The sequence below is a fragment of the Enterovibrio gelatinilyticus genome (assembly GCF_028683095.1).
GTDB lineage: Bacteria > Pseudomonadota > Gammaproteobacteria > Enterobacterales > Vibrionaceae > Enterovibrio > Enterovibrio gelatinilyticus.
In genome coordinates, this window is sequence record NZ_JAJUBC010000037.1 from 1 (window position 1) to 12,156 (window position 12,156).

Annotated in this window: 13 protein-coding genes; 7 read left to right on the forward strand and 6 right to left on the reverse strand. The window is 49.0% G+C overall.

Annotation, left to right across the window (positions count from 1 at the left end):
- Window positions 1–100: 100 nt before the first annotated feature.
- The 4 genes from slyD to kefG form a co-directional block, all read right to left on the reverse strand.
- Complete coding sequence (gene slyD, locus LRP50_RS22495; protein ID WP_274166662.1) at window positions 101–676, reverse strand: peptidylprolyl isomerase; 576 nt, start codon at window positions 674–676, stop codon at window positions 101–103.
- A gap of 110 nt (window positions 677–786) precedes the next feature.
- Complete coding sequence (locus LRP50_RS22500) at window positions 787–996, reverse strand: YheV family putative zinc ribbon protein (protein WP_274166663.1); 210 nt, start codon at window positions 994–996, stop codon at window positions 787–789.
- Between the two features lie 74 nt (window positions 997–1,070).
- Window positions 1,071–2,867 carry a glutathione-regulated potassium-efflux system protein KefB gene (kefB, locus tag LRP50_RS22505; protein ID WP_274166664.1) on the reverse strand — a complete coding sequence of 599 codons (1,797 nt, stop codon included), beginning with the start codon at window positions 2,865–2,867 and terminating at the stop codon, window positions 1,071–1,073.
- Window positions 2,867–3,430 (reverse strand): glutathione-regulated potassium-efflux system ancillary protein KefG, encoded by a 564-nt coding sequence (kefG, locus tag LRP50_RS22510; protein ID WP_274166665.1) that lies wholly within the window; start codon window positions 3,428–3,430, stop codon window positions 2,867–2,869. The genes kefB and kefG overlap by 1 nt, the downstream gene beginning before the upstream one ends.
- Window positions 3,431–3,761: 331 nt before the next feature.
- On the opposite strand from kefG, the gene LRP50_RS22515 reads away from it, so the two are divergent.
- Together LRP50_RS22515 and LRP50_RS22520 are read left to right on the forward strand one after the other, a co-directional pair.
- Window positions 3,762–5,684, forward strand: a complete 1,923-nt coding sequence (locus LRP50_RS22515; protein ID WP_274166666.1) for an ABC transporter ATP-binding protein — start codon at window positions 3,762–3,764, stop codon at window positions 5,682–5,684.
- A complete protein-coding gene (locus tag LRP50_RS22520) occupies window positions 5,627–6,139 on the forward strand; it encodes a TIGR02444 family protein (RefSeq protein WP_274166667.1) in 513 nt (170 codons plus the stop codon). Before LRP50_RS22515 ends, LRP50_RS22520 begins: the two co-directional genes overlap by 58 nt.
- Before the next feature lie 32 nt (window positions 6,140–6,171).
- Here LRP50_RS22520 and LRP50_RS22525 read toward each other — a convergent pair whose 3' ends face one another.
- Entirely contained in the window at window positions 6,172–6,774 is a 603-nt protein-coding gene (locus LRP50_RS22525) for a LysE family translocator (protein WP_274166668.1), read from the reverse strand.
- A 123-nt stretch (window positions 6,775–6,897) separates the two neighbouring features.
- Between LRP50_RS22525 and LRP50_RS22530 the strand changes: the two genes are divergently transcribed.
- From LRP50_RS22530 to LRP50_RS22550, 5 genes are all read left to right on the forward strand, one after another.
- Window positions 6,898–8,280, forward strand: a complete 1,383-nt coding sequence (locus LRP50_RS22530; protein WP_274166669.1) for an aminotransferase-like domain-containing protein — start codon at window positions 6,898–6,900, stop codon at window positions 8,278–8,280.
- Between the two features lie 11 nt (window positions 8,281–8,291).
- Window positions 8,292–9,260: a hydrolase gene (locus tag LRP50_RS22535; protein ID WP_274166705.1), complete on the forward strand. Its 969-nt coding sequence runs from the start codon at window positions 8,292–8,294 to the stop codon at window positions 9,258–9,260.
- A gap of 30 nt (window positions 9,261–9,290) precedes the next feature.
- Entirely contained in the window at window positions 9,291–10,298 is a 1,008-nt protein-coding gene (locus tag LRP50_RS22540) for a DUF3187 family protein (RefSeq protein ID WP_274166670.1), read from the forward strand.
- 8 nt (window positions 10,299–10,306) lie between these two features.
- The gene (locus LRP50_RS22545) at window positions 10,307–10,525 is read left to right on the forward strand and encodes a YheU family protein (protein WP_274166671.1); all 219 of its coding nucleotides are present in this window, start codon (window positions 10,307–10,309) and stop codon (window positions 10,523–10,525) included.
- Between the two features lie 69 nt (window positions 10,526–10,594).
- Window positions 10,595–11,464 (forward strand): phosphoribulokinase, encoded by an 870-nt coding sequence (locus LRP50_RS22550; RefSeq protein WP_274166672.1) that lies wholly within the window; start codon window positions 10,595–10,597, stop codon window positions 11,462–11,464.
- Window positions 11,465–11,664: 200 nt separating this feature from the next.
- Here LRP50_RS22550 and LRP50_RS22555 read toward each other — a convergent pair whose 3' ends face one another.
- Window positions 11,665–12,072, reverse strand: coding sequence for an OsmC family protein (locus LRP50_RS22555; protein ID WP_274166673.1), 408 nt, complete (start codon window positions 12,070–12,072; stop codon window positions 11,665–11,667).
- Window positions 12,073–12,156: the final 84 nt, after the last annotated feature.

The following is a 12,156-nucleotide window of genomic DNA, read 5'->3' on the forward strand; positions in this document are numbered from 1 at the left end:
AACCTAGGTTCTACGCCCATATTAAAAAACAAAAAGCGCCGCTCGATTTCTCGAACAGCGCTTTATCAGTCAGACGCATAAAGCGTCTAGCAGAGCACGATTAGTGAGAGCCGCAACCGCCGCCGCCACAACATTCGTGGTCGTCGCCTTTGTCTTCGCCACCACAACAACCGCCTTCGTGGTCATGGTCGTGATGACCGCCACAACCGCCCGCTTGGTGGATGTGACCGTGTTCGATCTCTTCTTCGGTCGCTTCGCGAAGCTCAACCACTTCAACGTTAAACGTTAGGGTTTGGCCAGCCAGCATGTGGTTACCGTCAACAACCACTTCGTCGCCGTCAACTTCAGTCACTTCAACTGGGATTGGACCTTGGTCAGTATCCGCAAGGAAGCGCATACCTACAGTAATTTCGTCAACGCCTTGGAATACGTCAGCAGGAACACGTTGAACCATTTCGTCCATGTGTTCGCCGTATGCATCTTCCGGTGCAACTGTCACTTCAAATACTTCGCCAACTTCACGGCCTTCCAGCGCGTTTTCTAGGCCAATGATCAGGTTGTCGTGACCTTGAAGGTACTGCAATGGGTTCGCTTGGGTTGACTCGTCAACCACGATACCATCTTCATTTTTTACTTGGTAAGCAATGCTTACTACCACGTCTTTAGTGACTTTCATCTTTACTCCGGAAGCGGTTATTTAAGTCTGGGTGCTGCCATCGCGAGTTTGCATCATGGCCACCTGCTTATTTCGGCGCCGATAATACATAAATCTTTTCGCTACGACTATCACTGCGGTTTAAATATCCCTATCACTTGCGCATCCTGCTGTTTGGGTGCGGACTCAGAATCTTCCGATGCCACGGGTGAACGGCGGTCAGTATGACCACATTTCACACACTCCACCACTTCTACATGGTGCTCTTGCCACCAGCGCATTGTGTCACCTTCATTGCATGAAGGGCAGGTTGCACCAGCAATAAAACGTTTCTTAGCCATGTCAGTCCTTGTACCTATCCATCAACCACAACGCCCGATATCCACGTTCGTCCCGCCATATCGAGCGATTGATATTACTCCCGATTCCAGCTTTTATGTCGCTCTGTGTCCCCTTTCATTTCGAGGTCAAACAGCTCTTCCAACTCCAAGCGGGCTTCTTTTGTTCTTGATGCTGCCGACACATCCTCACTGTGGTGAGGCTGCATTTCATGCAAGCGCATCTCATCTAACTTGCGGAAAAAAGCTTCCGCCCGTTTCGCTTTGTACGGGTGCATCCCTAAAGCGATCAGTGTTTGTTTACCTAAATCTAGAGCACTTAAAAATGTTTCTCGGGAGAACCCGTCAACATTGTGGCCTAACAGTTGGTTGGCTTCAACACGGCTACGTGCTCGCGCCAATACCTTGATATTCGGGAAATGGTGCTGACAAAGCGACACAATTTCCATCACTTCTTCTGGCGAGTCAGCACACACGATAATTGCCTCTGCCGTGGCTGCGCCAGCCGCTCGCAATAAGTCCAGTTGCGTCGCGTCACCGTAGTAAACCTTATAACCAAACTGACGCAGCAGCGCGATTTGCGAAGGGTCTCGCTCCAAAATCGTCAGTTTTATTTTATTGGCAAACAGTAAGCGTCCCACCACCTGACCAAATCGACCGAAGCCAGTGATGATCACGCGACCACCGTCATGGTCAAATTGCTCGTTTTCAGGCAAAGAGGCATCAGCATTGATCGTGCGAGCAAACCACTTAGTTTGCAGCATCAGCAGTATGGGGGTCGTCATCATCGACAGACTCACAACCACTAATAAGAATGCATTCAAATCAGGGTCGAGAAGCCCTTCACCACGCGCTGCAGTGAATAAAACAAACGCAAACTCACCGCCTTGACTAAGCAGTAACGCCACTTGGCTGCGCGATTTAGCGCTTCCACCGAAGGATCTAACTAACCCATATATGATGGCGGCTTTCACGCTGATCAAAGCAAAAACCGCACTTAAAATCTCGAGTGGATAGTCGAGTAACAGCCCCAAATCTACCGCCATACCCACAGCAATGAAAAACAGGCCCAGTAATAGCCCTTTGAAAGGTTCAATGGCAATTTCTAGCTCATGGCGATATTCACTTTCTGCGAGTAACACGCCCGCAAGGAATGTTCCCAATGCCATCGACAAGCCTAACGCCTGCATACCAAGTGCAATACCGATAACCAATAACAACGCTGCAACCGTGAACATCTCTTTGACGCGACTCATCACCACCCAACGAAGCAATGGACGCAAAAGATAATGACCGCCAACCAGAAGTAAAATGACCGCGCCTAACATGATGGCGACGTCTAACCAGCTTCCACCAGCTCCGCCAGCCAGTGCGGGCAATACTGCCAACATAGGGATCACGGCGATATCCTGAAACAACAACACGGCAAAGGCAGATTGTCCTGCTTCACTGCGCATTAAACGTTGCTCTTCGATAATCCGCATCGCAATGGCGGTTGAAGACAACGCCAGCCCCATTCCAACAACAAGAGCATCTACTCTGGAAGCACCAAATAGCATGACAGTGACACCAATGACCACCGCACTGATCAATACCTGACTGCCCCCCAAACCCAGAATGGGTTTGCGCATTTGCAGCAACTTCTTAGGATTTAGCTCAAGACCGATTAAGAACAACAGCAGTACAACACCCAGTTCAGCAAAGTGAAGAGTGGCTTCAACATCACTGATAAGCCCTAAGCCCCATGGGCCAATCACCACACCCGCAATCAGATAACCTAATACAGAACCAATTCCAAGACGCTGAGCGAGAGGCACCGCAATAACAGCCGCGGCGAGAAAAATGAGGGCGTCGAGAAGAAAGCTATGCTCCATCACACCACCTCCGAAACGGGGTGGCACAACCAATCCGCATACAATTCAGCGTGGGCGTTTCTATCATCGTCAGTAATTCGACGCGCCCAGTGTAGGATCAATGGTTCAACCCAACGCATTTGGCATAGCAGCGCCGTCAACTCAAAGGGCTGCAACAACTCTTCCATGCTGTATTTGTTATAGCCCGTTTGACTAAAGGCTTCTGACGCGCCCCCCGTCGTAACTACAAAGCGACACGTTTTCCCTGCCAGTGCGTTACCACCACCGTGGGCAAAGCCCTTACCTAATACCACATCAATCCACTCTTTCAATAAAGATGGGCAGGAATACATTTGCAGCGGGTGTTGAAAAACAATCACATCATGGGCGAGCAAGAGTTCACGTTCATAATGAACATCAATAATAAAATCGGGATAGGTCGCGTAGAGGTCGTGAATGGTGACATGATCGTGCTGACTCGCTGCCCCGATCATGCGCTTATTCGCCACCGATTCATATGGATCAGGATGAGCAAAGATGATTAATACTTTTGACCGAAAAAGCGACGTCGTCTTGTTTTCCATTTTGCAGCAAATTCCTTTATCACTGTGAAGCTTCAGCATCTAACAAGCAAAAACGTCTCGATATTGCCTAGGTATAACATAATATTTTTTATTGTCTTTTTATGATGACACAAATCATACGATGATGAGTGACTCTCATTATTGTTTCCACCATACGGTAAATACCTCGACTTTTCACGGTCTGCCGCTATGACAAAACGATTAAAAGCGGCCAACGACTCTCGATTTTGCGGCTCTGCAATATATCGCTTCTTAAGTAAACCGGTGGCCTGTGGTATAACTGCGCCAGAATTTTCACCTCCAAGGCATGCGGCCGGGGCCGCCAGTAGTCATGATCACACTTTCTGATATTCAGCTTCTTCGCGGCGGAAAACCGTTACTCAATCAAGCATCTGCCACTATTCACCCTGGCGATAAAGTCGGTCTTGTGGGAAAAAATGGCTGTGGAAAATCAACCTTATTTGCCCTGCTGAAAGGCGAATTATCGCTAGATGCCGGAAGCTGCAATTTCCCAAGCGGTTGGGAATTAGCTTGGGTGGCACAAGAAACCCCTGCGCTAGAACGTGAAGCCATTGAATACGTTATCGACGGCGATCGCGAATACCGTGCCTTGGAGAAGTCCCTCCGCCACGCGGAAACCATCGACGATGGGCATAAAGTCGCCGAAATCCACGATAAAATTGATGCCGTCGGTGGCTACAGTATTCGTGCTCGTGCCGCCGAATTGCTTGATGGTCTTGGCTTTAGCCAAGAGCAAATGCAATGGAGCCTAACCCAATTCTCGGGCGGTTGGCGTATGCGCCTTAACCTTGCTCAAGCGCTGCTTTGTCGCTCTGATCTCTTGCTGCTCGATGAACCAACCAACCACTTAGATTTAGATGCCGTTATGTGGCTTGAGAAATGGCTACAAAATTACCGTGGCACCTTACTGTTGATTTCCCATGACCGTGATTTCCTTGACCCTGTGGTCAGTCGCATCGTACATGTCGAAAATCAGCTATTAAACGAATACACCGGTAACTATTCAGCCTTTGAATCCATGCGCGCTGAAAAGCTCATGCTGCAACAATCGATGTACCAGAAACAACAAAAGCAAATGACGCACATGCAGTCATACATCGACCGTTTTCGCTATAAGGCCAGTAAAGCTCGTCAGGCTCAAAGCCGTATTAAAGCGCTAGAACGCATGGAAAAAGTGCTGCCAGCCCAGTTCGACAACCCATTCAGCTTCGAATTTCGCGAGCCTAGTGCATTGCCTAACCCGATCCTGATGATGAAAGATGTGGCTGCGGGCTATCCCAATAAACTGATCTTAGAAAAAATTCACCTTAACTTGGTGCCCGGCAGTCGTATCGGCTTACTGGGACGCAATGGCGCGGGTAAATCAACACTGATCAAATTGCTGTCTGGGGATTTGCAAGCACAAGCCGGTGAACTCCAATATTCGCAAGGTGTGAAGATTGGTTACTTCGCCCAGCACCAACTGGAAACACTGCGTACGGATGAAACGCCGTTACAGCACATGATGCGCCTTGCGCCAAAATCCACAGAGCAACAACTTCGCGACTACCTTGGCAGCTTTGGTTTTGTTGGTGAAAAAGCGCTAGATATCATCGGTCCCTTCTCCGGCGGTGAGAAAGCACGTCTCGTACTGGCACTCATTGTTTGGCAAAAGCCTAACCTGCTTTTACTCGATGAACCGACCAACCACTTAGACTTGGATATGCGGTCAGCGCTGACTTTGGCTCTACAGTCCTTTGAAGGGGCAATGGTCATTGTCAGTCACGACCGTTACTTACTACGTGCGACAACCGATGACTTATATTTGGTGCATGATCGTCAAGTGTCTCAGTTCAATGGTGACCTGAATGACTACCATCAATGGTTGACCGAACAGCAGCGTGCGGAGCGTCGACAAGATCAAGCAGACAATGCCAAAGCGACGGGGGCTAGTTCGCAGGTCTCCCGTAAAGAGCAAAAACGCCTCGAGGCAGAATTTCGCAAAGAAACGGCACCAATTCGTAAGAAAATTGACGTATTGGACACAAAACTCGAAACCTTCTCTGCCACAATCGCTGACGTAGAATCAGCCTTGTCGGAACCTTCTATCTATGAAGCATCTAACAAAGATATGCTGACTGAGTTGCTGCGCAAGCAAGCGGATGCGAAATCATCGCTGGAAGAGGTGGAAATGGAATGGATGGATCTTCAAGAACAACTGGAAGCGATGGAAGTGGCGTTCCAAAACCGATAAAAAACAATGCCACGGCCAATGGGCTGTGGCAATTTTGCCTGCATCATTACGGCAAGCAAGAGGTCAAACACGCCAGCCTTAAACTGCAAGATACGTTTAAGGGCAACGTCAACTTGGTCTTATTGCTTGCGTGGCTAGAAGACGCAGGCTTTATGCTGTCTGCGCATTCGCTTGCTGCGCTTCGCCAATCATTGACCCACTCTGAAACCTTACTAACACGCTACCGCTTAATGCGCCGAGAACTCAAACCTCAGCTATCACGTGGCGCATATCAAAAGATGCTGAACTACGAACTCACCCTCGAGAAATTCCAACAACAAGAATTACTTACGTGTATCAATCAACAGCCTTGGCTAGACACTGGCCCTTCTGCGGTAGAGCTGTATTGCGAGCAACTTGATATCGCAGCCCGCTATTTATACCCCACACTGATGAAAGGGCTCAGTACGCGTTAAATCAACCGTTATCAGGTTCTTTCGTCGTCCACTCACATCCAAATAAACAGCAAGCACGATGCGGTTAACGTGCCCATAAGGCGATTGAAGATCACCCAACTTCTTTCCGTTGAGAGTGCTTTACCCACCCAGACCCCGAATGCAGCCCATAAAGAGGTGAGTGGAAAACCAACCGCGATGAATGCCATCACAATAACCAACGCCGACCACCAATAATCGCCCCCTGACAAAGTAAATGTCCCCACGGCACTCACTGCCATTGCCCACGCTTTGGGGTTCACATACTGGAACAATGCAGCTTCCATCAACGTCATTGGACGACGTTCAGACGATGCAGATTCGGACGGTGCCCCTGCGTTTGCAATGCGCCATGCAAGATAGAGTAAGTACCCGCTGGCAACCAATTTCATCCCTTCTTGCACCATAGGGTAGGTTTTAAATACCACGCCCAGTCCTGCTGCTACCACAGCGATTAGCGAGGCAACACCTAGCGTGATACCCACCAAATGTGGCACCGTACGACGATAGCCAAAATTTGCCCCAGATGCTGTCAGCATCATGTTATTAGGGCCTGGCGTGCCCGTCATCGTAGCGGCGAACAGTGCCAGTGTTACCAGAAAAGATAGTTCCATCATGAATTGCCTCCTTGCTCACATTGTACCGATACAATTCACACAAAAAGTTGAAATGACCGCATTCATTGTTCAAAATTCACGCTAACAGGGATCGAAATACGGATCAAAAGGTTTATTGTCACCATGACAATCATGAATGTTGTATTAGAGAAAAACGGCACGCCGATTTATCGTCAAATCGCAGACGCCATTGCCGCAAAGGCACAAAGTAATGAGCTTGCTGCGGGTAGCAAACTGCCAACTCATCGTGCTCTCGCCGATGCTTTGTCAGTGACAGTCGGAACCATTACGCGGGCCTACGCGGAGGCAGAGCGACGCGGTATTGTGGAAGCCAAGGTGGGCGCGGGTACTTATGTGTGTCAAAGCGACAAGCCACGGTGGACGTTTGCGGGTCCAGAGCGCCCAGGAATAACCAGCTTTGGTTACAATGTGCCACCAGCGATTAATCGCGCAGATCTGTTTTCTGGCGCCTTGCAGCAACTCGCCGCTCATCCCAATGAATTGAACAACCTGATGTTGTATCAGCCGCCGTCTGGCATTATTCGCCATCGTGAAATCCTGTCGCAGTGGCTTGCGCAGCATGATATCGCTACCGACCCTAATCGACTGTTGTTTTGCTCTGGGGCACAAAATGCGATGCAACTGTGTTTACTCACGCTCTGTCGCGCTGGCGATACCATTTTGGCAGATAAATTCACGTATCCCGGATTAATGAGCCTGGCGCGTCAACTTCAGCTCACCGTCAAACCTGTTGATATGGACGATGAGGGCATGCTGCCGGAGTCCTTGAACTCAGCCTGTCAGCAATATCAGCCTCGTTTGGTGTATTTAACGCCTACACTGCAAAACCCCACCACTGCCATCATGAGCGAGTCTCGGCGCCATGCACTTATCGCGGTTTGCCAAGCCCAGAATCTGGTGATTGTGGAAGATGATGTCAACGGACTCTTGCCTATCGAACGCCCACAGCCCATGGTGAATCTCGCTCCCGATACCGTGATTTACATTGGCGGATTCGCGAAGACATTGGCGCCGGGTTTACGGCTGGGTTTTCTAAACTTACCGGAACGCTACTATCCGCAATTTGTTAACGCGCTACAAAACCACAGTTGGATGATCAGCCCCTTATTGACGGCTATGGCTGCGATTTTGCTGGAAAATGGGGGCGCAAATCAGGTGTTGCATACCATTCGCCAAGAGATGGAGCAACGATGGGAAATGGTGACACACTATCTTGGGGACGCCCATCTACGCTTTCATCCGAACGGCTTTCATGGCTGGCTGCGTTTACCTGAGGAATGGTCACTGAGTGAATTCTTATCCGCTTGCAAAGAGCAAGGTCTTGAAATTAAATCTTCAGAGTTGTTTGTCCCTGCTGGCTATTCTGCCCCTCCATGCGTGCGACTTGCCGTTAGCGCCCCACCGACCCGCGATGCATTGGAATTTGGCTGCCAACAACTGGCGAAATTACTGGCGAATCCACCGTTGTCTGAATTTGCGATATGAGCACACGCACAATGAAAGAAACCTTTGTCCCAATGAAATGGGGGAGCAACCCTCACGTACAAACACTGCTACCCCGATTTGTTAGAAGAAAAGCCGTGTTTGAACCTGTTTGGCAACGCATTGATACGCCGGATAAAGACTTCCTCGACATTTGTTGGACCGAAGATCCAGAGCAAGCACATGGAAAACCCGTGGTGGTACTGTTTCATGGCCTTGCCGGCTGTTTTTATAGCCCCTACGCCAACGGACTACTCAACGCCTTTAAACAACAAGGCTGGCTGGGCGTCATGATGCACTTTCGAGGTTGTAGTGGTTTGATAAACCGTCAAGCTCGCAGCTACCACTCAGGAGAAACAAGCGATGCCCGCTTGATGCTGGAATACATTCAACAGCGCTTTCCGGATGTGCCAAGACTGGCAACGGGCGTATCACTGGGTGGAAACATGTTAGTTCGGTATTTAGCGGAGTTTAATCACGACCCGTTGATAAAAGCGGGCTGTGTGATCAGCCCTCCCCTCGATTTAGGCGCCTGCTCGTCACGTATCCAACAGGGTTTTTCAAAGGTCTATCAGGCGTATTTGCTGCGCTCAATGAACCGAACGCTCACCAACAAACTTCAGCGCCACCCTAAAATTGGTCACTGGACGTCGGGTCAAAAAGTGAAGATCTCCACCTTGTACCAATTTGACGAAACGGTGACAGCTCCGCTCAATGCATTTGATAGTGCGGAAGATTATTACCAACGATGCAGCGGTTTATCCGTGCTGCAAGACATTGCGACACCGCTAAAAGTGATCCATGCTAAAGATGACCCATTTATGACACAGGCAGTGATACCGACAGTCCCATTGCCCGAAAATATTGATTACCACTTAACGCAGTACGGTGGTCATGTTGGTTTTGTGTCAGGCACACTCAAAAAGCCAGAGTTTTGGCTTGAGAAAGAAGTGCCTCGTTGGTTAGCCCTGCACATAAAGTAATTTAACCAAGCAGGGCGAGAGAGGTGAACAATGACATTATCTCGCACTGCTTACTCCTTAATTGCGCTGCCTTTCACTCTGCAGCCCACTTACGCTGACGAATCAAAAGATGAGTTAACGAAAGCTCATTCTTCCCGACTAGGCCCGCTCATTGTACAAAGCCAAGCGCCTCTGCAAATCACGGGTTTGACGCCCTTGCTGCACGACCCCACACTCTTAAAAAATGGTGAAACCGATGTGTTCGCCTCGGCGGCTATTGCCAGTGTTTGGGCTAACACGCCAGAATATCAATTCGATTACTACCACAATCAATTCATGGTCGGCTTCTTACATGCCCCGAGTGATGCCAATAAAATAGGAGTCTGGTATCAATATCGCTATGCGGCCAATAACCGTTTGGATGGCCTGACCGAGAAATTTCATAGCATGTTCGGCATAGACCAAAATGGGCGAACTGAGGTCGACGAAGACCGCTTTTTTATCGACTTACCGAATGACAATTCTGCACCAAGAGAAGACTTTGTCGGTGACCCCTTGCTCAGCGCCATCAATCTCTATGGGGAGCACACCGTCTATCGTTCGGCACATCATGCCGTCAGTGTGGGAGCAACGCTGTTTTTTAATCGAGTGAGTCGTGGCACGTTTGCCAACACCTCTTTTGAGCAAGGTTTGCAAATAAACTACGGCTATCAACGCAACAAACATCACGTCACCGCCTCTTTGGCAATCGTGTATCGCCCAGACAAGCCTCAGCACTTCGTAAGCGTGAAATCGACAAGCATGAGCGGCGGCATCAGTTACCAGTACCAATGGCGCAAAAATCACGAATTCATTGGCGAATACCTGCTCTCGCAGGCAAAAACCGACACGGAGAGTTTGGGGGAGTTGAACGCACCCGTTCATGAGTTTGCTCTGGGTTATCGCTACCTTTTTGATGCCAGTGCGCTAGAATTGGTGGCCTTGGAAAATATGTTTAATCACGATAACAGTACCGATATCGTGTTTACTGCCACATTCCGCCACCGTCTCATGTTGTAGGTATCGCGATGATCATCCCTTGGCAAGAAATCCCAGAAGAAACGCTTAGAAATTTAGTTGAACACTTCGTGCTACGTGAAGGCACGGACTACGGCGAGCAAGAAGCGAGCTTCGACGAAAAGGTCGAACAGGTCTATATCCTGCTCAAAAACAAAGAGGCAATGGTGGTCTATTCCGAGTTGCACGAAACCGTCGATATCAAACCTGCGCGATCACTCACCGCCTAACGTCTACTTGACCCAATCGCAACACCCTGTTAATTGTTTGACATCTTTTTAAAATTGACAGGGTTTGTCATGTCTGCAAAACATCCTATTATTGCAGTCACCGGTTCATCCGGCGCAGGAACCACCACTACATCTGATGCATTTCGGAAGATCTTCAACATGATGGACATTCGTGCCGCGTGGGTCGAAGGTGACAGTTTCCACCGTTTTACCCGTCCAGAAATGGACGTGGAAATCCGTAAAGCAAGAGATCAAGGCCGCCATATCAGTTACTTTGGCCCGCAGGCCAATGACTTCCCTAGGCTTGAATCTTTTTTCGACGAATACGGCAAACACGGCACTGGGCAATTTCGTCGGTATCTACATACTTTTGATGAAGCGGTTCCCTACAACCAAATGCCGGGCACCTTTACCGCATGGCAAGATTTGCCAGAAAACAATGACGTGATGTTTTACGAAGGACTTCATGGTGGCATTGTAGACGGTGACATCAACGTCGCACAGCACGTCGACCTGCTCATAGGCATGGTGCCCATTGTGAATTTAGAGTGGATTCAGAAATTCGTGCGCGATACGCGTGACCGCGGGCATTCGCGTGAAGCCGTCATGGACTCGATCGTGCGCTCCATGGATGATTATCTCAACTACATCACACCGCAGTTCAGCCGGACACACATTAACTTTCAGCGCGTCCCGACCGTGGATACTTCAAACCCGCTGAATGCCAAAGGCATACCGAGTCTTGATGAGAGTTTTGTCGTTATCCGCTTCCGCGGTATTAAAAAGGTGGACTTCCCCTACTTACTGGCCATGATTCAAGGCTCTTTCATGTCGAGGCACGATACGTTAGTCGTCCCCGGTGGGAAAATGAGCTTTGCGGTTGAATTGATTATTCAACCTCTTATTCAACAATTGATTGAAACAGGCAAGATTAGCTAAGCCAGAAAGAAAGAAAGAAAGAAAGAAAGAAAGAAAGAACGCTATCTGTCTGAAAGTCTTGGCAACATCACAACCTAAGACCTTGCCAGCTCATCGCCTAAAGCACGAGATATGAAGGGCAATGCCCTCCATATCTTTGTTTTATCAACCGACAAACATGCAAATGCCCTATGTCTCTTCGCTACATTCAAACAGTGCAGCTAGGCGATATCTCGCACTTCATAGGAATGCGTCATTTCCATGCCCGCACCTAGCATCAAACACACAGAGCAATATTTTTCTAAACTGTCTTTCACCGCTCTGGCTACTAGTGAATCTTCCAATGCCGACCCTGTCACGACAAAGTGAAAGTGTATGCCCGTAAACAAACGAGGGGCTTGCTCTCTTCGTTCAGCCGTTAATACAGCTTCACAATGTGAGATGGCTTGATTGGCCGATTCTAAGGCCGCGACGACGTCAACCGAGCTGCATCCTCCCGCTCCCATCAATACCATTTCCATGGGGCTTGGTGCTTTTTCACCCCCATCACCATCCATGACAACGCTATGACCCGAATTTGATTGGCCTAGAAAAGTCTTATTTCCGCACCACTTGACGCTTGCTCGCATCTCTTTCCTCCATTTACTTTCAGTGTCGTGATCTTGTCCACGTTTTTAGCCTTTAATAGGGCACTAAGTCCATATCAAAATCAA